The following is a 22556-nucleotide window of genomic DNA, read 5'->3' as shown; positions in this document are numbered from 1 at the left end:
GCTGCGAAGTCGCACCGCTGTCGGAAGTCGCACCGCTTGAGTACCCGACGTTGCTGCTCTATATGATGCGTGATGATTGATGCGCACCAGGAGGGCGACATGAGAACCACACTGGCGATCGATGACGACGTCCTGGTCGCGGCCAAGGCCATCGCCCGGCAGCAGGATCGCAGCCTCGGCGAGGTCATCACCGATCTCGCCCGGCGCTCGCTGCGCCGGCCTCAAGCCGGCGGCGAGCGCAACGGGATTCCTCTGCTGTCGCCTCGGCCGGATGCACCTCCTGTCACGCTTGAGACGGTCAATGCCCTGCGAGACGAACTGCCTTGACGTTCCTGCTCGATGTCAATGTGCTGATCGCAATGATCGATCCTGGCCACGTCGCCCATGACGACGCGCATGACTGGTTCGAACAGGCCGGCAACGCCGCATGGGCTACGTGTCCCATCACCGAAAACGGCGTCCTGCGCATCGTCGGCAACCAAAGATATCCCAATTCTCCCGGCTCGCCCGCCGTCGTTGCGCAAATCGTTACCAAGTTGCGGGCTCTGCACGGGCACAGCTTCTGGCCCGACGATGTGAGCCTGGTTGGCTCAGGCGACATCGATGCAGCGAAAATCCTGACCTCGGCACAGGTCACGGATACGTATCTTCTCGCGCTCGCCAAGGCGCGTGGCGGCCAACTTGCGAGCTTTGACCGCAAGCTGTCAGTCGCGGCCGTGAAGGGCGGGAAGTCTGCACTGCACCTGATTCCCACAAGGTAGACCGGCCGGGCTCTTTTTGTCTGTTCTGCATCGCCGAACCGCGCAGGTTGAGATAGGCGTAGCCGCGCAGCACCATCAGGCCGGTGCGCTCAGGCGCAATGCGCTACCGTTCGTCCAAGGCCACGAGTGTCTCAACATGCCGCCCCTCTTGGATGGTTCGTCCTCCAGCTTCCAGTCAAGGTCGGGCTTGAACCGTTGCGCGGCTGCCTGCGACTGGTACAATGCGTCGGCTTACGAAGCGAAGCTGTTGTTTCTTGGCGACGAATGTTTGCTGGGTGATCCATTGCAAGACATCGGTGCTCAGGGGCGCTGGCGGTGTAGTCGCCAATACTTTCGAGACTGGCGCCGGACAGACGCGCCGCACGTTCGTGTCCCACCTTACAACCTCTAGGACCTCGCGACATCGAGCCTATCCGGAGTGGTTCTACCCGCTGGTCGAAGATAAGCCGTTTCTGACCTTCGGCATGCCGCGGGACGTGTTCATCTCGATGGCTGGCGCGGCCGAGTTCACGCTCGGATTCGGGTTGGAGATGCTCCTCCGGGCACCTCAGCTTCTTGGCCTTGACCACCCTCGGTCCAACGTTGAAGCTGCAAGAGGCAGAAATTCGCTGTTTAGCGACCTTGCCAGGATTCCCCAGGCCCGCGGCCCATCTGGCCAGTTCGACCTCGGCCGCGATGCCCTGTCAGCTGAAACGGTTGGCGCGGAAGGTTGCAAGCATCGGGTGCGGATTGCCGGAGGCGATTTCTTTGGCAAGCAATTCGCCGACGATCAGTCCAAGCGTGGCGCCGCTGTGGCTAAAGGCGACGTGAAGACCGGCGACGGTCTCGACTGAGCCAAGCACCGGCTCGCCGTCGCCGGGGATAGGCTTCGGGCCGACAGCATAGGTAGCGAGTTGGAGCCGCGGATTGCCGTCGAGCACGGCACTGGCCTCGTCGAGCAGTCCTTTGATGGTCTTGTCGTGCACGGTATAGGTGCCGTCCGGGTTGACCACGACTTCTTCCTCCGACCATGCCGAATCCAAAACAAATGCGCCATCCGGCGTCGGGCGCACCGCCACGCGCGGCGTATTCAGCACGGCACGGAGCTCGGTCTTGGTCGGCTTGGTCTTCAAAAGAAGTGAAATCGGCGTGGCGTCGGGGACATGGGCGCCGATCTCCGCAAGCATGACAGGCGTCGCTGGCCCAACGGCAAGGACCATTGCATCCGCCTTTATCGGCGCACCATCGGCAGTGACGACGCCACGCGCGCGACCACCTGTGGCATCTATCCGCACGCGTCCAGCGTCCTGGATAAGCTTGCCGCCGCGGGAGCGGAATTCATTGAGCAGCAGATCGATCAGGCAGGGCAGGTCGACCCATCCTTCGCCAGGATTGAAGATTGCGCCCTGCGGGGTGATTGCATTGGCATTGACGCCGGGCGTCATTGCACCAACTTCGGCAGGGCCGAGCAGAAGCGCGTCATAACCAATTTCCTGCTCCAGCTGGCAGATGGACGCGATCTGGTTCGCCTCATCATCCGCATCCCAGGTGAGGCCGCCGTCAAAGCGAAGCCACGACGCGGTTTCCGGCCTTGTGGCCGCCAGGGTCCGATAACGGTCGATGCCTGCAAGCCTCAAGCGGTGATAGGCAGTGTCGGCACGTCGCGCTGAGTTCAGCCAGGAAAGTGAACGGCCGGATGCACCGTTGGCCGGCGCGCCGTCATTGACAATGGTTACATCAAAGCCAAGACGAGCGAGGTGCAGCGCGGAAGAGGTGCCGAAGATGCCTGCGCCGACAACGACGACTTGGCGCGGTTTTGCAGATGCAGTCATAGGGAAATCCTTTTACGCAGAAGCGGGGCTGGGAGTTGTTGGATCGCTGCAGAGCGCGGCGGAACTAGTAGTCCGTTAGCTTCTTCATGTAGCGCCGGCCATCGAGCATCGACCGGCCACGCAGGCCGGCCAGCTCATAGGCAAAACGCCATAGAGTGTCGAAAAAGACCAAGGGCACGAGATAGGGTTTGATGTCATCGGACATACCGCTGAGGTCGAGTTCCGCTCCATCTAGCACCAGGATGTTTTCCCGGCTTCCATGTTTGAAAAGGAAGTCGCGGGCGCGTTCGGATAGGCTCCGCGTTTCGTCCAAACCCAGCAAGACCACGAAGCAAGCATCCCGGTCCACCACCTCAAATGGGCCGTGAAAGAACTCGTTGGCGTGTATGGCCTGCGAGTCGTACCACTGCATCTCCATCAACACGCAGATGGCGTAGGAATACGCCGCACCATAGCTGGCACCGCTGGCCAGTGTGTAGATCGCATTGCGCGGCGCGAAACGGGGGGCGAAGGCCTTAAACCGGTCGGCATAGGTCCGGTGCGCACGTTCGATCGCCGGCTGAAGATGGCTCAGGCTCATCAGCAGATCGGCGGTCAGCCCGGCATCCTCCCGAGCATCGATTAGGCCGGCGAGCAACATATAGAGCACGCCGTAGTTGCTGCAGGCTGAATCGATTGCTTTGCCCGTCGTGTAGGAGGCCTGGTAGGCGACGGCGTGGTCGACCGCCCGCGCGAGGGGCGATATCTGGTCGAGCGTCATGCCGATTGTCGTTGCGCCTCGATCCTTTGCATGATTGGCCGCTCGCACAGTTTCGTGGGTGGTGCCGGTCTGCGAGCAAAGGACAACGAGCGCGTCGGGTCCCAGCCGTCGCGGGTCTCGGCAGACGAACTCATCCGCGTTGTAGATGTCGCAGGCGAATGTGCCGCTGTGACGGTCGACGAAGTATTTGCCTGCCATCATGATCGAGAGCGAGCCGCCGCACGCCACGAGGAATAGGTGCGAAAACTGCCTGCCCGCCGTAGCGGTCAGGGCGCGTTCCACGTCGGCGGGCAGGGCGGAAATCATGAGCTTCCTCGTCTCGTTGGCAGAGCTGCGGGCCGGCGCACAATTGACAGATGGCAGCCATTGTGCGAACGTTATCACATCCTTTAAACTGAAAGTCCTGCAATGGTCAAGATTGCCGCGATAGGCGATAACGTGGTCGATTGTTATCTTGCTCGCGGCGAGATGTATCCTGGTGGAAATTGCCTCAATGTCTCGGTCTATGTCAGCCGCTTCGGCGGGCGATCGGCCTATGTCGGAGCGATCGGCAAAGACCGGGCGGGGGACCTTATCTGCACTGCACTGGCGTCGGAGCGCGTGGACATCACCCGATTACGGCGCCTCGAGGGGCCGACCGCTTACTGCCTCATAGGTCACCGCAACGCCGATCGGATTTTCCTGGACTTCGATCTCGGAGTTTCGGTGTTTACGCCGACGCAAGAAGATCTGGATTTTCTCTCGGGCTTTCAGGCCGTCCACATCGGCCAGTCCAGCGGGTTAGACCCGTGCGTTGCCGCTGTATCGAGTAAGTCCCTGCTGTCTTACGACTTTTCTACGCGGCGGGAACCGGGACATCGACGCGAGATTGGGCCCTATTGCTATCTGGCTTCCGTCTCGGGTGACGGTCTCGACGACAACGAATTGGCCGCAATCGCAGCCGAACTCCTTGGATATGGTTCAAAGTGGGTCCTTGTGACTCGTGGCCGAGCCGGCGCGGTGCTTCACGCCGACACAGTCTCTTACCGCACCCAGGCGCGGCTGGTCGAACCGGTCGACACCCTGGGCGCGGGCGACACCTTCATCGCCAGAACGCTATTCGGCCTGCTTAAGGAAGAGGCGCCTCAAGACATTCTCGGCCATGCCGCGGAGGCGGCGGCCGCTACCTGCCGGTACTACGGGGCGATTGGCCATGCGACAGCAATCGAGTTAGGAAAGATGACGCCGGAGATCCTTCGCGGAGCTCGGCACGCTCAAGACTGGAAAACCGTCTAGCAGCGAAATTCTCCGAAGCAATTGACGCGAGAAATGGACAATGCTAGAGGAAATGATAACGTTCTCACCTGTCTGGCCAAAACGCCACCTAAGAGCGTTTTGATGGATGAGACGTCGAGTGGGATCGCAGGGCCGAGTTCGGCCAATCGTAAGAGGAGAAGACATGCACACGAATTCGAGCAGGCGCCAACTTGTGAAATCCGGTCTGGCGCTGACGATCGCGCTGTTGACAGGACTTGGCACGTTGGCCTCGTCAACGCAGGCAAACGCGGCCGACAACCCCTACAACCTCATCGACCCGACGGTGATCAGCGTCGGAACCATGGGCGATGCGAAACCCTATGTCTTCACCGACGCCAACGGTAACTTCACTGGCTTCGACGCTGAACTCTTCCGCGATGTGGCGCGCCGGCTCGGGTTCAAGGAGGAACAGGTCGTTTTCACCGGCCAGGAATTCTCGGCGCTGCTGCCGTCGGTTGCCAACGGCCGGTTCGACGTCGCTGTCGCCGCCATCGGCACGACCGCGGAGCGCAAGAAGACCGTGGATTTTGGCGACGGCTATCTCGCCGGCTACCTGTCGATCATTTCGGCTGATCCGGCACTGACGAGCAATGAGAGCACCGCCGGAAAGCGCATCGGCGTGATCCAGGGAACGCTGCAGGAAATCTATGCCGAGAAGAATCTGAAGGGCGACATTGTCAAATTCCCCGACAACAACACTGCAGTGGCGGCGCTGAATAACGGGACGATCGATGGCCATTTCACTGACTATGAGTCGGCCAAGCAGTATGTGGAGCGCTACAAGAACCTGAAGATAACAATGAATGTGCCGTCCTTCGATGCGCCGGCCGGGTTCGTGGTCAAGAAAGGCAACGATGCCTTCCGCGAGGCGCTCAACAAGGCGCTGCGCCAGGCCATGGACGATGGCACCTGGAAACGGCTGCATGAGAAGTGGTTCCCGGGCACTCCGATGCCGGATCAATATCTGCCCAAGAAGTAAATTCGCGCGTATTCATTTTCGTTTCCGGCCGGGCCCGTGAGCAACGGTGCCCGGCCGAGTTATAGATGGACTTGATATGAGCTGGTTCGATACCTTCGCCCGCAGCTTCCTTGATTTCCAGGCGATGGCAGAAGTTCTGCCAAACATGGTGATGGTCGGCCTCAAGAACACTTTGATCCTGGCCCTTGCCTCGACGTTTTTCGGCACGCTGATCGGTATCGTCCTCGCAGTCATGGGGATTTCAGAGAACCGGCCGCTGAAACTCCTTGCCCGAGTCTACACCGATATCTTCCGCGGGCTTCCTGCTATTGTCACGATCCTGATCATTGGCCAAGGCTTCGCGCGGTTGGGCCGAGATCTGTTCGGTCCATCGCCTTATCCGCTGGGCATTCTGGCGCTCAGCCTGATCGCCGGCGCCTATATCGGGGAGATTTTCCGCGCCGGCATTCAGAGCGTCGAGCGTGGTCAGATCGACGCCACGCGCACTCTCGGCATGACATATGGCCAAGGCATGCGCCTGGTGGTGATCCCGCAAGGCATCCGCCGCGTCCTGCCTGCACTGGTCAACCAGTTCATCGGCAACGTCAAAGACTCCAGCTTGGTCTATTTTCTTGGTCTGCTCGCCTCCGAACGCGAATTGTTCCGCGTCGGCCAGGACCAGGCCGTGCTGACCGGCAACTTGTCGCCGCTGTTGCTGGCCGGCGTGTTCTATCTCGTGATCACGGTGCCGCTGACCCATCTCGTCAATTACATCGACGCGCGCATGCGCGTCGGCAAACGTATCACCGCTGTGCAAAGTGGCCTCAAGGAAGTCGCCGAGCTTGCCGAAGCGGTCGTGCCGGGCACAGAGACGTTGCCTGCAGCAGCGCCCACACGCTTCAAGGGTGGCGGTATTGAGGTCAAGAATATCGACATGGCCTATGGTGTCGTCCAGGTCCTCCATGACGTCAGTCTGAAAGTGGAGCCGGGGACCGTCACCTGCCTCATCGGTCCGTCGGGCTCGGGCAAGTCGACCTTGCTGCGTTGCCTCAACCGCCTCGTAGAGTGTCGAGCCGGTGACATTCTGCTCGATGGCGAAAGCATCTACAAACAGACCCCTGACCAACTCCGGCGGCGCGTCGGCATGGTTTTCCAGCAGTTCAATCTGTTCCCCGACCGCAGCGCGCTCGCCAACATCACCTTGGCGCTTCGCAAAGTTAAACGCATGTCGCGCGAGGAGGCTGAGGGCGCGGCCTTGGCGAGGCTGAATGAAGTCGGACTGCTGGAGCGTAAGGACCATCGGCCGGCCAATCTCTCGGGCGGGCAACAGCAGCGGGTGGCCATCGCGCGCGCCCTGGCCCTCGAACCCGAGATTATGCTGTTCGACGAAGTCACCAGCGCGCTCGATCCGGAATTGGTCAAAGGCGTCCTGAACTTGATGGCCGATCTTGGTCGGGGCGGGATGACGATGGTGGTCGTTACACACGAGATGAACTTCGCTCGCAAGGTCGCGAACCAGGTCGTATTTATGGACGAGGGGCGGATTGTCGAGGCAGGTCGACCAGAGGACCTATTCGATAACCCGCAAAGCCCGCGTCTTCGGCGCTTTTTGTCCGAGGTGCTGTGATTGCAATGGTGTGCGCAACGGGGGCTGTTGCGGTGTTCGCCCTTGCGGACGGGCTTAACTGCCGCTAGGTCGCCGGCACAACGCGCGCATGGGCGCTAGGTTTGCCGAGTGACTCAAAGATCACCCAAAAACGCAACTATCATAGAGGTCGCTCGCCGGGCCGGGGTGAGTTCCGCCACGGCCGGGCGTGTTCTTGGTGACTACGGCTACAGCAGCCCCGAGGTTCAGGAGAAGGTGCGCGCCGCAGCAGTTGAGCTGGGCTACCGCCCCAATCGCCTTGCCAAAGGTCTGATCACCGGTAAAACGCAGACTATCGGCGTAGTGGTTGGCGACATCGAAAGCCCATTCTACGCCAGCGTGCTGCGCGGAATAGGGGATGTCGCGCGCCGTGGCGGCTTCGGGGTTATCGTTACGAACAGTGATGAAAATGCCGAACTCGAGCAAGAGGCGGTGCAACTGCTGCTGGAAAAGCAGGTCGACGGTTTAATTGTCTCATCGACCTTCGTGGACGAGCCGGATCACCTTCGTGAAGCAGTCGCGGCTCGCTGTCCCGTCGTGCAGTTCGACCGCATGGTGGCGGGCCTGGAAACCGATTCAGTCGTGGTCGACAACGTTTCTGTAACGCATAGCAGCATCGCGGCGATGATAGCGGCCGGACACAGCCGCATCGGAATATTGGCGGAACTCGGGCCGGGCCAACGCGACGATGTTGGCTCGTTTGTGGCAAACGTTGATCTCTCCAGCGCTGATCTTCGCTACCATCATCCAAGCTGGCAGAGGCTATTGGGTTATCTCGAAGCCCATCGCGCCGCGGGCATTACGCCGGATCCGCAATTGATCCGTCGCGTGGCGCTCTATTCTAGCGAGGCAGCCCGCAAGGAGGCGCTCGATCTGCTGACAATGCGCAATGCACCGTCCGCTCTGTTTACGGCCGATGGTGTGATGTCGACAGGGGTTCTGGAGGCCATTTCCGCATTGAAGCTTGCGATTCCAGGAGACGTTTCGCTGCTCTGCTTCGACGATCTCGACTGGATGCAGTTCGTGGCCCAGGGTATCACAGCCATCGCGCAGCCGGCACATTTGATTGGAGCGGCGGCAGCGGAGCTTCTCTTGAAGAGGCTGGCGGAGGCCACGTTACCTTTCGAGCACCGTGTCCTTGCGGCCCGCTTGGTGGAGCGCAATTCAATTGCGGTTTATCTCACCCGCGAGCCCGTCTGATCCGGCCGCAACGGTCTATAGCTGAGGCTGAATTGCAGCCCCTCTCTATATCGAGGTCGATGCCATACAGGGATATTGACCTGCCGTATGTTTCTTCGCTTGCCTACACGCCATCGGCCATCTGCGGCTCGGCTCGGCTGAATGACAGCCCACCACGGAACGCTGGATTTCAAAGAGCAATGTGTTCGGCGTGGTTCGGCCGACTATGTCCAGGATCACGGTTTTGATCCGCTATTGCGTGCAACAGTCCTAGCATGCTGCCGGGCGCAGGCCCCTTCAGGAATTTGAGTAGTCCTGAAACGCTGGTTCGCGCCGCCTCATCCAATAGGAGTATGCTCGCCGATGGCCCAAAGGAGATCTCGTGCAACCAGGGCCATTTGCATGCTCCAAGATGCGTTCTGCTCGGGCGCCAACAACAAGGATGGGGCTACAAGATGCCGTACCCATTCAGGTTTTCCCTTCCCCGAGAATGTGTCGAAGAAAGGTGTTTCGGGACGCCTGGCTCAGCTTCTTAAAGGCATTCTAGTGGATCGAGAGCTATCCGCCGACTCCGCCCGTCGGAGAAAGGGATGATAGACTGTGCCGCGTTCGTCTTGGATGCGATGGGAATACGGCATGTACACAACCATCAATACCCTCGTGCGAACGATCAACGGCGGACAGCAGGTCTCGTGATACAGCAGATGGTTCGTCTACAGGACGAGAGGACGTTTTGGGGCCGATATCGACGACCATGATCTCCGGCGACACGCCGAAGCGCACCGGCAGCCATGATACGCCCAAACCCCCGGATACGATCATGTGCCTCCCACCCTCGACGACATGCCCATAAGCGAAGCGCTGTCCGTAGGCTGAATTGATGATGGGGGGGCCAACGAATGGCAAGCGCACCTGTCCGCCATGTGTATGGCCGCATAACGTCAGGCTGACACGGTCAGGGACAGTAATGAAGATGTCCGGTTCATGCGCAAGGAGCAATATCGGATTGCCGTCGTTGGGTATTCCGGCCATTGTTCCAGGCAGATCGTCGACGCCCTTGTACACGCCGCGAGAAAACTGCATGGCCCACTGGTCGCCAAGACCCGCGAGCCAGAATGCTGGGCCATCCTGCTGACGGATAAGCGTGGCGGTGTTCTCGAGGACCGGAATGCCATTGTCGACGAGGGCTGCGCGGACACTATCGACACCGTGCCACCAGTCGTGGTTGCCGAGAATGGCGTGGCAGCCGAGTGGCGCCGAAAGTTTCGAAAGAGAATTCCCCCAAACAGTGTCGGGCACGATCCCAGTGGCATAGCGTGGCAGCACGCCCATCACGTAGTCGCCAAGGAGAAGGATGATGTCGGGCTGCAGGCTATTCGAAACACCAACGATCTCGTCGATCCTGGAAACCGGCATCCAAGGCTCGCAGGCATGGATGTCAGCGACCACGACGATGCGCAGGGGCTTGGCAGTGGTCGGCCAGCGCGGCGGAAGGAGCTTGTAGTGCGTGACACTCAGTCGAAACCGAGGCTCAATCGCGATGGCATAACTCGCCAGACCGAATGCCGCGAGCGACACGGCGCCAAAGAGCTTCAGGAATGAGCGCCGCGACGTCAGCACTTGTGTTTTCCAGCAGAACTAGGTTGGTACTAGAGATCGCTGCGTATTCAGCTGCGGCAGCCTGGACCACATCAACCGCGTGAGAGGCCTCGCTGGTCAATAGTTTCCCAAATTGGCGTCACCTGCAAGCATTGGTCTTTATTGCGCAGGGAAGGGAGCTCGGGCTAGGACCAGTCAACTGCTCCGAATTGCCACTGATCTCGGGCGGATGGTGCAGTTCCATTCCGGATGAATGCGTCGCCTTAGATGGCGAGCGCCTCCATCTCGACATCGTTCATTTGATCCCGTTTTTCGTCGGCCGCGGAATCGACCGCGCGCCCGCTTCGGGTCCGCTTGGTTGTCGTGACTGCGATCAGCTCGACCAGGGCCACGCGATTGAGGAGGCGCCGTCCGCGCCAGCTTTGCGTGATGCGGCAGAACAGGGGTGTTCGATGTTGCGCCATGTCGATGTGCCCGTCGGATGGTGATGCAATGTGGAGCGCAAGGCCTGTCTCGCGAGTGAGTTGTTGCAGTTCGACCTTCCACAACCGGCTATGGTCATCCAGCTTCGAGCCGACCGCTTCCCGCCTTTGACCTATCGCCTCGACAAGATTGCGGCGCTCTCGAGTTGAAGCCGGAGGGCGAACTTTCGTCGGCTGCAAACCGGCTTCTTACCGCTCTCGCAGTGTTTCCTGCTTGTATCGCATCATTGGCGAGAGAAAGTAGCTGATGATGCTGCGCATGCCAGTCTGGGATGTTCATTCGGACCCGAAGCTTGGTAACTCCAGTCTCCTCGGTTCGGTCCGAATGGACAACCTGCGCAAAGCTCACAACTAGAGCGGTTCCATCCCGATGGCATCGGGATGGAACCCCATCTCTTTTGCTTGAGCAGATCATCGCCGAAAACCGGGCTCCCGCCTTTGGTACGCTGACTTCAGTTCGGCACCATGGCTTTGAAGTGCTGTTCATCCAGTCCTTATTTGGCCATGGCAGCCCCGCGTAGTCCTTCAGGTCACATAGAACGAGGCTGCGCTGAGCGACAGATGTGGGGAAAGGCTGGCGAACTGTATTTGAGATGCGCCGCCGGCCCCGTCACTGTCGAAAGAGAGCGCCCCGGTTGCACTGTCGTAGATGATGTGATCGGAGCTGTCATGCGCGGCTGCACCAATAAAGAAAGCTTTGGATGGAAGCCCTCCCGGCTGAAGCCCGGCAAAAACGGTATCGCTGAGATGGAACGTATCCTGGGAGCGCTTGAAGTCGGTGATCTTGTCGACATTACCGGCTCCAAGAGCAGTATTGAACGAGAAGGCATCGTGGCCTCCGTAGCCGGTCAAGACGTCGGCGCCGAGGCCGCCGTTAATGACATTGTTGCCGGCATTGCCCTGGATGGTCTGGGCGAACTCGTTGCCGGCGAGGGTCATTGCTTTCGTGCCTGACGCGTTATTGGTAGCGAGGAGCTCGATCTCCGAGCCGGCGGAAAGCGCATAGCTCACCGAGGCGAGCACACTGTCGTTGCCGCCGCCCACCGCCTCAACCACCTTCTCGTTGGCATTATCGACATAATAGGTGTCGTTGCCGCCATAGCCAATCATCGTGTGGCCGCTGGTTCCGTGTAATACATCGGCGTCGCTGGTGCCGTACAAGGTGCCATCGCTGGTGCTGACGGAAGAAGGAACCGTCCCGGTGCCAGACACGGGCTCGGTCCCGGTCGAGCCAGTGATTGGGGGAGTGACGTTAGCACCCGTCACCGTGTCACCGCTGCCTGCCTTCTGGTAAAGCTGAATCTGATCGACTTGCATCTGCATCGACGAAGGAGTCGAACCATCCAGAGCCGTATGCCATCCGGTCACGTTCGAATTCGCGACCCCATTGTTCATGATCAATTCCATCGGTTCATCCGGGATCGGCGTCTGTGCGCTGGTCACTTGCGCCATCTGATGCCCGTCGAGATACCAGGTGATCGATTGACCGGGCACCCAGTTGATGCCGTACGTGTGGAAGCCGGCCGTGAGGTCGGTCCCCGTATCAATGCTGTTTCCTACCCACCCTGACGGCGAGTGGAGGTGCCAGGAGAACATCTGGTCCGCCGGCCCCGAACCGGTAAATCCGCCCTCCTGCATGTCGATCTCGAAATTGTCGCCGCTGCTGCCGGCGCCATGGCCGGGCAACAGCCAAAGGGCCGGCCATGCGCCATCGCCGCTTGGCGCCTTCATGCTGATCTGAAGGTAGCCGCCATTGAATTCGAAGTTGCCGTAGCTGCTGACCGCGCCGGACGTGACCGGGTATGTCTGTGTGGTCCCCTGATTTATGCCGCTGATGGGCTGCTTGATCGCCGTGAGATCCAAGGCCCCGTTGCTCACGGAGACTTGGCTCGGCACATCGTAGTCGGCATAATATTGCGAGCCTGCGTTGCTTCCTCCTGATCCATTACTATTCCATGGCCAGCCATTGGCGGCATTGCTGGTGATGTAGGTATGCCAGTCGCTGTCGAGCGCCGTACCGGAGAAGTTTTCCTCGAAGACGAGATCGCTAGAGGCAAAGCCTGCGGGGGCGGAAAGAGTCATTCAGTGATCCTCTTTGGTGTTGAAAACAGGGAATTCCACTGCCGCGCATCGCCAAGGCGCGCGGCAGATCGCATGCTCGCAGTTGGGCACTGCGAACGGAGTTTCAAAATAGCGGAGATTTGGAAGTCCTCGCCCAGACATTATTGTCGAGCAAGCTGAACGTTGAACTCGCCATCCGAAGACGAATTTTGTCGAGGGTGCTGCCGCGCACGCAAGCTGTTCGGCGGTTCCAGCCGCAGCCAAATTGAAGTCGAGCGCAGCTCTTCCGGCACCGCCGAGCTGTTTAGTAAAAACACGGTGTATCCTTGGTTACTTGTGTTTTTTTGTTGTAATTACGCCTGCGCCCTAAGTAAAACGCAGGCATTTCCGCTCGTTTGACTTATCCCGCCTACCGTCTTATACTATCGAGAAGTGATTAATCAGAGGACGATGTATCGAGCTAACACGAGCTTACTGCCATTTGCGGCGAGAATGAGGCTCAGTGAGAACTTATTAACACATTCTAATGTAGGACGTGTGTCGAACGGCCGCACCGAAGCGCCCTTCCGGACGTCCTACCAAAACCGTGTCCGTCGGCTGAAATGTTGCGCCGGTTTGAGCGCATGTGTTCGCGGGGTCGTTCGCATGTGAGGTCGTCGACAAGGATGGCCGGGATGTCTTCCGAGTTGCGTGGCGGACGAGCCGTCGAACCTATGGCTGGCGCTGCCGCTCCGAAGTTCGACGGTGCCGTTTGCGCGGCCGATGCAGTCTCTACACGTATTGCTGAGGGATCTCGCCAGCGCCACGGCGGCGATGTCCCACATGATCCGCCTTCAATGATCGAAGGTGAGAGCTGGCCCTGCTATCGAGTGCAGGCCCTACAGCGCCGACAGGCCGTTCAATCGAAACGCCAGCGTGCCTGCATGTAACGCGCCGAACCTGCAACCGCATCCAGGGGAAGTGCGATCGCTTAAGCGGCTTGTTGAAGTGGCTGATACTTGACCCCTATGGCGCGGCGCGTTCTCGCCGCGTGGCGCCTGCCGCGAGTCTGAACCGCGCAGCCAGTGGCCAAAGCTCCACCTGGGGCACAGTCGATTAGCGTGCTCTTTTGCTGCATGGTCGTCTATGCAGGTTGACCGTCGTTCAGAACGTAAAGCCGACAATGCGGCATCGCTTGTCCCTGATCGGCGAAAATTTCTGCCAGTCAGCCTCGCTGTGGAACGAGAGGAGTTGGATTCCCATGAGCTACCTCAGATGGGCCGCGTGCCTTACGGGACCTCCCCGGAAGCTTCGCCGCCGGCGGCTTGACGCCATCGAGAGTGTCGTTACATTTGTAATGGCTAGGTTTTGCTTATCCCGTTGCGCCACTGAGATGCGCGGTTCGCATGTAGCGTGTAGCCCGAGGCAACGGAGGAACTCTGAGCGACCTCAAGACCGGTGCGGCTGCCTAACATTCGTCCATTCCCGAAATGTGAAATGCGATCGACAGGACGACTTAGGATCCCCTTCTGGACCTGGCCTTGTGGCCATGCAGCGACCTCGATCGCTGGTCGATGTCAAGCCAAAAGAAACTATTAGTAACACCGAAATATTTGAAGAGGCAACTTAATCTGGCTCGACCACAAAAGATGGCAGAGATGATGTCAAGTAATGACCTCTATACCGGAATAGATTATGCCGCTGCTAATCCGACTTGGCATGACGAAGATGGCGGTGTTAAGGCCGCGAACATCGCCAAGATCGTGCGCGCCAACAACATCAGTTGCCAGAAAATCGTCGATACAGGTTGTGGGACGGGAGGCGTTCTGGATGCTCTTCTTCGGCATGATATCTTCCGTGATTCAACAGCCATCGGCTACGATATCGCTCCCTACGCTATAAATTTGGCCAAACACCGAGAAAAAAACAACCTCAAATTTCACTGCGGCGACTTCTTTCAGACCGGCGAGAATTGCGATCTTCTTTTGTGCATCGATGTTTTCGAGCACGTTGATGATTATATTGGCTTCCTTCGAAGACTAAGAGGACGATCAAGATACTATGCGTTCCATATTCCACTTGACATGAATGTCGTCGGACTTCTACGTGGTCAGCATCTTAAGCAACGCAAGGAGGTTGGTCACCTGCATTACTTTGATCAGGCAACGGCGCTAGCGACTCTGCGCGACACAGATTTTAAAATTATTGACGCACAGTACACTAGGACCGCGGAAGATATTCTGCAGATCCATCCCGAATGGAGAACCACTACAGCCATCCTCGGTAATGCCGCCCGAGGCATTGTCCGGACTATGGCCGGAGAGGACCTGTCGGTGCGCTTACTCGGCGGCGCCTCGCTGATCGTCCTCACGAGCTGAGGTGGTGTTCGTGCGCGTCGAGCGCGAACCGACCTTTGTGTGCTGGAGGCTCACGAAGGTGAAAGTTGCGGTGCCCGGGAAGTGTCAAAACGCTGTCACCCGCAGGGCTGGGCAAATCTCCCATATTTTTAACGTCGATCTCCGTCCAGCGAGAAGCTTCGAAACCTGATTCCGAGCTGCTTGAGCTGCCCTACCCCGGGAACCTCTGCCGCCGGGTGCACGAGCCCCAGGATGGAGTCGGATCGGAAGGGTAGGGGGACGTGCAGGGCCTCTCCTGCCCGGAGCATGCAACTGACAAGTTGCGAGGGCACCGGGACGGCACGCAGTGTTCTGCCTTGTGACGCGGCGATCTCGTTCATGAGCCGTCGGAACGGCACCGGTTCGGGGTTGGCCAGCCCTACCGGTTCCGGCAGGGGCATGTCCGACTCGGCAATACGCACCATGGCGGCTGCCATGTCTGCCTCATGCACGGTGAACTGATGGGAGCGCGCCCCGATGAGAGGTGTAACCGGCAGTTTGGTGAGTTTGCGCAGCGCGCCGGCCATCCCGGCCCAACCGGGGCCGTAAACCAGTCCGAGGCGGGTGGAGACGCCTCCCAGACTGCTGGCTGTGCGCTCACACGCCAGCTTGGCCTGGCCGTACAACTGTCGGGTTCCCTTGTAAGCGGACATCGAGGAGATGAAAATGACCCGGCGAACCCCTGCGTCGGCGGCATTGCGGAGGAGGTGCTGCGAGCCGGACACATTGACACCCCATACATCGCCGGCACTGATGAGGCTCAGGTCCCATGCACTATGTATGAGCACATCTAGGTCGCTGAACGCGGCCCCCGACGGCGGGCGCTTAATCTCATATGGGCGCCATTCGGCGACGCCGGCCATTGCGGCGGCAGATGCGGAGGTCGCCCGGTTCGGGCGGGCGAACGCGATGACCTCATGCCCTTGCTGGGCGAAGGTAGCACGCAGGATGGACCCGACATACCCAGTCGCTCCGGTGATGCCGACCCGCATTGATGCTCACCCCGTCAGTTCCATCGCCTCGCAGGCGATGCGATGAGAATTGGCCATCACAGTCAGCGTAAAGGTAGTCGCCGGAACATTTGGGAAAACCGAACCGTCGATAATATGAATCCGGTCCCAACGCGCCAGCCGCCCGACGCGGTCCGTCGTCGCACTCCGGGCGTCCCGCTCACTAGCGTGGGGAAAGCTGCCGCCAAAGTGGTAGCTCTTGGCCCCACCCGACCACAGCATTTGCGACGTGACCGGCCACAAATCAAGGTAAGGTGCTGCCCTATAGATGCGCTTTATTACGTCAGGCAGCGTCGGAGGCACGTCTTTGCCCCTGACCCTGGTCTCGCTGAACCCCTCGGAAGTAAGGGTAATCCGGGGTAGCTCATCAGGAGCTGCGGGCACCTGGGCTGTGATCCGTATCTTGGGTGACGCCCAGGATGGCAAATAGCCGAGGCCTACCGTCAATCGGCTCAGCAGCCGATCTGTCGCGAAGGCGGCGGCGGGATGTTGGAGGAAGCCGGGCAGCGCATCGTAGTATGCGTGGTTGAACGGGTAAAAGTGAACCTGTGAGACGTCGAAGCCTTCGTCGTCCCGGCCGATGACCATGTTGAACTGGTTGAGTGTGAACTCGCGCCTTGTACGTGGGTCGGGAGTCGGCTTCACGGACATCATTGGAAGAACGAACTGAGCCGATTCCGAAAGATGGACCGGCTGGTCCGATCCGAGCGAGCCCAGGATCAGCCGAGTGGTGCCGATAGCTCCGCAACCCACGAAGACCCGGTCGGCCGCGAATCGCTGGATCCGGCCGCTGGATAGCTCCCGAGCCTCCACGACTGCCGTGTCGGCCTCCTGGCCGACTCGAACCGCGAGCAGCCCGCTGTGGTAGTCAATCCTCCCGCTGCGCCTGAAGCGGTCGAAGCTGTGCGAGGCCGAGTAGATCAGCGACCGCGGGCACCCAGTCATGCACAGGCCGCAGGGCTGGCATTCGGGCGCCGAGAAGGCGAGCCGCGCGCGCCCTATGGTTATTCCGGTGGAGCGTACACGATCGCGGTGCCGGTCGTAGTTGGCCAGCACCATCTGCGTCCGCGGTGCCAGCGGCGGAAGCGGGTGCGGAGATCCGATGAGCGGAAACCACTCATCGAGATCGTCGGACTCTCCGGCGAACGGAATGTGACCAAGGATCGTCCGATAGTGCTCTTCCATATCCGAGAAACCGAACGGCCACCTCTTGAATGTGGCAGCGCTGAAGGGCATGATCTGGGCCCCCCAGACGTTGCTGAACCCTCCGTAGGCGCATGAGATCACAGCAGAGTTGACTCTACCCTGGGAGTGGACTCCGTCGAGTTGGCCCTTGTTGACAAACGGAAAATCGGATCCGTAGCTTCTCTTTTCAGGGAGCGAATCCGACTGTACGCGCTTGGGTTGCAATCCGATCCGGCGGACGTCCTCCTCATCCCAGTCGCCGACACGCAGCTTGGACAGCCTGGAGATTACCTCTTGCGTCTGGACGTCCAGCACGGTGCCCGGATCGAACACAGTTATCTTCTCGTCAGACTTCCCGGACAGCGCCAACACGGCGGCGGCTGCAGCCGGACCCGAACCAATGATTATCGAAGAAGGCATTCACTTCTCTCGCCCATTGGCTCGCGCGGCTGTGTTAAATACCTGCCTGGTGGCCTGTCGGCGCTGCCGGCGCAATCGCCGCGCCCGCTCGACATGACCGGCGGCGTGGCCTGCCGCGGCCAGACCTATGCCAATGATTATGGCCGAGGACCGGACCAGCCCGTGGGGGTCACCCTTGGCGGCTTGCCAAATCCCTCGCGGTACGCCCTTGGTCAGCGCGTACCAGACGAAGCGGGTTTCCGCACCCAGAGTTGCGGCGTCGCCCATCTGGGCAAGAGCCTCGATCTTCCCCTTGTTGACGAAGAAGCAGCGGCGCCAGAAGTACTTCCAACTCGGCCGTGAGACGGGTACAAAGTGGCGGACGGTCGCTGCCGGTTCGTAGATGACAGCCTCACTACCCTTGATCTGCGCCACGCGGTGGCACATGTCCATGTCGTCGTGATTGTCGGAGTGGAACCCTCCCACCTGCTCAAGGAGGGTTCGCCGCACCGACATGTTGGCACCTATAAGATGAGCCAAGGGGCCTCGGCTTGTCGGAAGACCGTCATAAGCGCATCCGAACACCCAGTCGAACTGCACGGGAAACCAGGCCGGGCGGCTAGACTCGAAAACCGGTAGGGGGCGCCCGCCGACGGCGCCGATGCGCTCATCCTGGTACGGGTCTGTGAGAATCCCGAGCCAGTCCTTGTCGGCCGCTGCATCGTCATCCAAGAACGCCAGAATGTCTCCCGCAGCTGTCTCGGCTGCCGTGTTTCGGGCCGACCCCAGGTGCCCGTCGTACTTGTTCTGGATCACCCGTATCGGAGGGGTGGATGCGGCGAAGCCAGCCCAGTACGCGGCACAACGGTGAAACAGGATTTCATTGTGGTCGATGCATACGATGATCTCGCAGGGTTGCAAGGTCTGCTCCTGAACCGAGGCCACCGACTGAAGCATCAGCTCCCATCTGTCCTCGGTGTAGGCACAGATAATCACCGAGATCGTGGGGGGGCGCGGGACCTGCCGGCGTTCGCTGGTGACGCCATGCTCGGTCTGCCCGGTTTTCGATCCAGGCTGACCGGTTGTGGCAACGCCAACGTCATTACCGCGGCGGGCGAAACCGATACTTAGGTTCCGGACGTGGCCCCGCTGGCCAACGCCAATCGGCGTACAGGATTGCGCAAGCATCAGAATACGCATCTAGGAATTCTCCCGACTTGAGCTGCCAATGTCTGCCCCAAGCTCTTCGATAGACGATGCGATAAAGCCAGACTTCCACGCGCCGGATTCGGCTTACCCGGAAGCCGGCTCTCAGCATAAAGAAACCACGAGGGCCGAGGTTTGCGCCACAGAGGCTCGAGGCGGCCGCCGACGCCAAGCACGCGCGGGTCGGCGTAGGGCATCAGCAACTCGTCCAGCCAGCGCTCATCGGCGATCGCATCGTCATCGAGAAACGCCACGACCGGCGCGGGCGCCAATCCGGCTCCCGTCGTGCGACCGCCGCACAGTCCACGCACGTTGGTATCAGGTGTGACGACGACACCCTCGATCTCGCGCCGGGCGCGCTCCAAGAGCGCCTCATCGTTGTCGACGACGAGGACGATCTCGCGGGCCGGGCAGGTCTGGCGGCGCACCGACGCGATGGCCGCGTTCAAATCGTCCCAGCGATCGAGTGTGTTGGCGCAGATCACGACGGAGGCTTCGGTCATGGCAACTGCCGGCTGGTTTCTGAGGCCGGGCTGGTTTCGCGTGTCTGCGTCGCCCGAGCCGTGGCGGCTTTGAGGATGTTCCAGAGCGGACCTCCGTCGTTGTGAATATCGAACTTGTCATATTCGTCGACGGGATAGCGTCCGCTGTCCTGCCGCGACACCAGCCGCCACACCATCCAACCGGCGCAGTTGCGCTCGCGCGTCAGCGTGTCGAGCCACATCGCGTAAGCCTGGGCAAAGTTCTGATTGGAGCGGGCATAGCCGAACTCCTCCAGAAGCACCGGCTTGCCGGCGCGAACTGCCAACCGGCAGAACTCGGTGATCAAGCTGTCGAACTGCTGGACGGTGAGCTTGTAGTAGAGCGGGTAGCCGTGCCAGGTCCCGAAATCGAGAGTCGGGATCGTCAGATCCGATAGCTTCGACTCGACGTTAGCGTGCCCTGAGGTGACGAGATGGTTGGGATCGAGCGACTTCACGTAAGCCGTCATTTCGGTGGTCCAAGCCAATCGTAAGGCCTCCGGCTGCGCATTGCCTTCGTTCATTAGCTCCCAGGCCATGATGGTCGGATCATCCCGGTAGGCGAGCCCGGTGAGCGGGTTGACTCGCTGCACGACGTGGCTGACCCAGGTCCTGTAGTCGCGCTTCGTGCGCGGATCCTGGAAGAAAAACTCCGACTTCTCGTTGCTGAGGTCGGTGTCGTACTGGCTCTGCACGCCTGGGGCGTCCCGGCTCCCATACCAGGCCCGCATCTGCTGGGCGCCGCCTGTGAAGGCCCAGAAATCCAGGACGGCGATGATCAGCCTCAGGCGTCGCTTGCCGGCCTCGGCGATGAGGAAATCAACCTTCTGCATGCCGTCGGCGCCGTCATTGATCGCCATCCTGTTTTGGCTCGGGTCCCAGTAGAGCAGGTACGTGCCCTTGACCGAGAGATTGCTGGCTTCGCCTTCAAGCCGCCAATCCCAGATCGTAGGCTTGCTTCCGTCTAGCGACCCGATCACCGGCTGGAGGAAGGTGCGGACCACATTGGCGCCCATCGCCACCGCGTCATCGAGAACGCGGGTGACCTCATCCGGCGACCCGTAGGTCAGATAGTGGTTGTTTACGCCGGTCACGAAGAACGGCTTGCCGTCCAAGGTGAAGTTCGTTCCGGAAGTCTTGATAAAGGACGTTGCCGACGGGTCATCCGCGGCGCTCACGACTGCCGGAACGGACAGCAACGCGCACACCAGCACCCGCAGTCCGGCGTTGCGCAGCCTATTTCTCACTCGTTGCCAGCCAACAATCACCCGGCCATGTGGCTCTCGCCGGGCGCCGAGTGCAACAGCCCCGAAGGATTACCTCCTCTGACCTCGCACAGCCCGGGCGTCGTTCGGGCATAGTGGTGCTTGGCCGATTCCGGTCGCTCGAGTATGGACCCGTGCTGTCAGACATCGCTCCCAACCAAGAGTTCGGCTCCTCTTATTGGCGAGTCCCCGCGGTAGTAATAGGTGGGAAATATTCTCGCGCTGTGACACGCGCCATCGCTTTCCATCTACCTCCCTGGCCCGCGGGCCCGCGGCGGAGTCTTGGTAAGGCGGATCGCCGCAGGCGGTTCTCGTCAAGCTGTGAGTCGGCGTCCTTTTGAAATCCGCGGTCAGAACAACAATGCGCATTTGCCTGAGTCTCGATCCATCGCGGCTACTTCGGTGGCACCTCTGGCTGGCAGAAGCGCTTGCTGAAGTGCCCGGCAACGAGGTCTCCTGCGCTTTGGCGGCCGGTCGCCGCCCGCTGCCGTTGACCTGCCGTCTGCTGCTCGAACTCGAACGACTGGTCTATGGCTTTCGCGGGAACGGCGCCACTGACTCCGTCGAGGTGGCGCTGCGGTCCCTGCCGCCGCCTCCGTCCGACCAAGTGGACGTGGTGATCGATTTGAGCGGAGAGGAGACGCGCCCGGCGGGGCTGCGGGTGCTGACGCCGCTCTTCAACGGCGTACCCGGCGAGATCGGCGTTATGGCGGCCGTGGCGAATGATCAGGACCTTCTCGTCGACCTGCACGACACGGCGCGCCCGTTGCGGCCGTGGATGGCCCGTCCGGCCAGTGTAGACCGTGGAGTGTTCTCAGCGAGTCTCGACAGCGTCCTCTCCTGCGCTGTGCTGCTGATCCTCAAAGCCTTGCGCGAGCAAACCGGTTCAGCTGCGTCCGGTGTCCCCGGTTCACGGACGGCCGTGCCTTCACTTGGCGCATCCTTGGCCCTTGCAAGGGCGACCGGCACGGTGGCATCGAAAGCGATCAGGTTTTTGGACGTCCTGGCAAGAGGCGGCAGGATGTGGGGGGTTGGCTGGCGCTTCGATGAATCGGCGAGCCTGCTCGACAAAGGCGAAGCAACCTTCTCGGTGCTCACCGGAAGCACCGACAGCTACCTTGCCGACCCGTTCCCGTTCCGGCGCCAGGGGCAGGATTTCATTTTTGTCGAACAGTACCTCTACTCGAAGAACCGGGGGTGCATTGCGGTCGTGACACTGAACCGGGACGGGAGAGCCAGCGCATCCCGGATCGTCGTGGAGGAACCGCATCACCTCTCGTACCCGTTCGTGTTCGAGCAGGATGGGCAGATCTGGATGATCCCCGAATCGGGGGCGGCCAGAAATGTCATTCTCTATAGGGCAGTGGAATTCCCTTACCGGTGGACGCGGGAGGCCTGCCTCATGGAAGGCATTGAGGGCTACGATACCACGCCGCTCTGGCATGCGGGCGGCTTTTGGTTTTTCGTCAGCCCAAGGCGGTGGAGGTCTACGTCTTGGGATGTCCTCAGCCTCTACCGTGCCGAGAGCCTGACCGGGTCTTGGACGCCCCATGCCGCCAACCCGGTCCTGATCGATGCCAGGCTCAGCCGCCCCGCAGGCGCCGTCATCCGACACGGCGGACGCACGCTACGCCCGGTCCAAGACTGCGCGCGCGGCTATGGCAGCGCGGTGACGTTCTGCCAGATCGATGCGCTCGGGGCGTCGGAGTTTGCCCAGAGCCCGGTCGGTCGCATTTGGTCCGGAGCGTTGGGGTGTCACACCTACAACCGCCGGTCTGGCTTGGAGGTGATCGACCTGTTCGGGCATATCCGGGGTTTGCGAGAGGTCACGACCTCCTATCGTTTGCTGGTACCCGACGCGCCGGTCTCGGGACCGCGTGGGCAGTCCCTCTCTTGGGCGGTCTCGTCCGGGTCAGCCACCCGTAGCCAGGTGGTCGAGCGCAAGGTACCCCGCCTGAGAAGGGCCGGGCGCGCCCGACCCTTCTCGGGCACAGAATAAGCTCGGAAATCACGGCCGAGTGAAGGAGCGAGCCCACCTGCACA

The 22556-nt window shown here is 60.5% G+C and carries 17 protein-coding genes and 1 pseudogene; 8 read left to right on the top strand and 10 right to left on the bottom strand.

What is annotated here, in order from left to right; all coding sequences use genetic code 11:
• The first annotated feature begins 99 nt into the window (after positions 1–99).
• A complete protein-coding gene (locus NKJ28_RS26095) occupies positions 100–327 on the top strand; it encodes a hypothetical protein (RefSeq protein WP_023679266.1) in 228 nt (75 codons plus the stop codon).
• Positions 324–761 (top strand): TA system VapC family ribonuclease toxin, encoded by a 438-nt coding sequence (locus tag NKJ28_RS26090; protein WP_352637502.1) that lies wholly within the window; start codon positions 324–326, stop codon positions 759–761. Before NKJ28_RS26095 ends, NKJ28_RS26090 begins: the two co-directional genes overlap by 4 nt.
• Before the next feature lie 683 nt (positions 762–1444).
• On the opposite strand, the gene NKJ28_RS26085 is transcribed toward NKJ28_RS26090, so the two are convergent.
• Both NKJ28_RS26085 and NKJ28_RS26080 read right to left on the bottom strand, forming a co-directional pair.
• Positions 1445–2572, bottom strand: coding sequence for an NAD(P)/FAD-dependent oxidoreductase (locus NKJ28_RS26085; protein WP_352637501.1), 1128 nt, complete (start codon positions 2570–2572; stop codon positions 1445–1447).
• Between the two features lie 64 nt (positions 2573–2636).
• On the bottom strand, positions 2637–3638 hold the full coding sequence (locus NKJ28_RS26080) for an SIS domain-containing protein (RefSeq protein WP_352637500.1): 1002 nt from the start codon (positions 3636–3638) through the stop codon (positions 2637–2639).
• Between the two features lie 102 nt (positions 3639–3740).
• Here NKJ28_RS26080 and NKJ28_RS26075 point away from each other — a divergent pair, with 102 nt between their 5' ends.
• The 4 genes from NKJ28_RS26075 (at position 3741) to NKJ28_RS26060 (ending at position 8431) form a co-directional block, all read left to right on the top strand.
• Positions 3741–4607 carry a PfkB family carbohydrate kinase gene (locus tag NKJ28_RS26075; RefSeq protein WP_352637499.1) on the top strand — a complete coding sequence of 289 codons (867 nt, stop codon included), beginning with the start codon at positions 3741–3743 and terminating at the stop codon, positions 4605–4607.
• Positions 4608–4770: 163 nt separating this feature from the next.
• Positions 4771–5607 (top strand): ABC transporter substrate-binding protein, encoded by an 837-nt coding sequence (locus NKJ28_RS26070; protein ID WP_352637498.1) that lies wholly within the window; start codon positions 4771–4773, stop codon positions 5605–5607.
• Positions 5608–5683: 76 nt separating this feature from the next.
• A complete protein-coding gene (locus NKJ28_RS26065; RefSeq protein WP_352623045.1) occupies positions 5684–7213 on the top strand; it encodes an amino acid ABC transporter permease/ATP-binding protein in 1530 nt (509 codons plus the stop codon).
• Between the two features lie 108 nt (positions 7214–7321).
• Positions 7322–8431: a LacI family DNA-binding transcriptional regulator gene (locus NKJ28_RS26060; protein WP_352569955.1), complete on the top strand. Its 1110-nt coding sequence runs from the start codon at positions 7322–7324 to the stop codon at positions 8429–8431.
• A 717-nt stretch (positions 8432–9148) separates the two neighbouring features.
• On the opposite strand, the pseudogene NKJ28_RS26055 reads toward NKJ28_RS26060, so the two are convergent.
• From NKJ28_RS26055 to NKJ28_RS26045, 3 genes and pseudogenes are all read right to left on the bottom strand, one after another.
• A pseudogene (locus NKJ28_RS26055) lies at positions 9149–10027 on the bottom strand (metallophosphoesterase); the annotation flags it as partial.
• A 245-nt stretch (positions 10028–10272) separates the two neighbouring features.
• Positions 10273–10671, bottom strand: coding sequence for an ISAzo13-like element transposase-related protein (locus NKJ28_RS26050; protein ID WP_352637495.1), 399 nt, complete (start codon positions 10669–10671; stop codon positions 10273–10275).
• A 345-nt stretch (positions 10672–11016) separates the two neighbouring features.
• Positions 11017–12573, bottom strand: coding sequence for a family 16 glycosylhydrolase (locus tag NKJ28_RS26045; protein WP_352637494.1), 1557 nt, complete (start codon positions 12571–12573; stop codon positions 11017–11019).
• A gap of 1607 nt (positions 12574–14180) precedes the next feature.
• Between NKJ28_RS26045 and NKJ28_RS26040 the strand changes: the two genes are divergently transcribed.
• Positions 14181–14909 carry a class I SAM-dependent methyltransferase gene (locus tag NKJ28_RS26040; protein WP_352637493.1) on the top strand — a complete coding sequence of 243 codons (729 nt, stop codon included), beginning with the start codon at positions 14181–14183 and terminating at the stop codon, positions 14907–14909.
• Positions 14910–15037: 128 nt separating this feature from the next.
• On the opposite strand, the gene NKJ28_RS26035 is transcribed toward NKJ28_RS26040, so the two are convergent.
• Genes NKJ28_RS26035 through NKJ28_RS26015 form a run of 5 tightly spaced genes read right to left on the bottom strand, consistent with a single transcriptional unit; the run spans position 15038 to position 20516 of the window.
• Complete coding sequence (locus tag NKJ28_RS26035; RefSeq protein ID WP_352623047.1) at positions 15038–15919, bottom strand: NAD-dependent epimerase/dehydratase family protein; 882 nt, start codon at positions 15917–15919, stop codon at positions 15038–15040.
• A gap of 6 nt (positions 15920–15925) precedes the next feature.
• Positions 15926–17542: a Rossmann-fold NAD(P)-binding domain-containing protein gene (locus NKJ28_RS26030; protein WP_352637492.1), complete on the bottom strand. Its 1617-nt coding sequence runs from the start codon at positions 17540–17542 to the stop codon at positions 15926–15928.
• Positions 17543–18721 (bottom strand): glycosyltransferase family 2 protein, encoded by a 1179-nt coding sequence (locus tag NKJ28_RS26025; RefSeq protein ID WP_352637490.1) that lies wholly within the window; start codon positions 18719–18721, stop codon positions 17543–17545.
• On the bottom strand, positions 18709–19230 hold the full coding sequence (locus NKJ28_RS26020) for a glycosyltransferase family 2 protein (RefSeq protein ID WP_352637489.1): 522 nt from the start codon (positions 19228–19230) through the stop codon (positions 18709–18711). Before NKJ28_RS26020 ends, NKJ28_RS26025 begins: the two co-directional genes overlap by 13 nt.
• Entirely contained in the window at positions 19227–20516 is a 1290-nt protein-coding gene (locus NKJ28_RS26015) for a glycoside hydrolase 5 family protein (RefSeq protein WP_352637488.1), read from the bottom strand. The genes NKJ28_RS26020 and NKJ28_RS26015 overlap by 4 nt, the downstream gene beginning before the upstream one ends.
• 358 nt (positions 20517–20874) lie before the next feature.
• Here NKJ28_RS26015 and NKJ28_RS26010 point away from each other — a divergent pair, with 358 nt between their 5' ends.
• Positions 20875–22512: a glucosamine inositolphosphorylceramide transferase family protein gene (locus tag NKJ28_RS26010; protein ID WP_352637486.1), complete on the top strand. Its 1638-nt coding sequence runs from the start codon at positions 20875–20877 to the stop codon at positions 22510–22512.
• Positions 22513–22556: the final 44 nt, after the last annotated feature.

This window comes from Mesorhizobium sp. M0145 (assembly GCF_040322355.1).
Lineage (GTDB): Bacteria > Pseudomonadota > Alphaproteobacteria > Rhizobiales > Rhizobiaceae > Mesorhizobium.
This window is presented reverse-complemented; position numbering and strand designations above follow the sequence as displayed.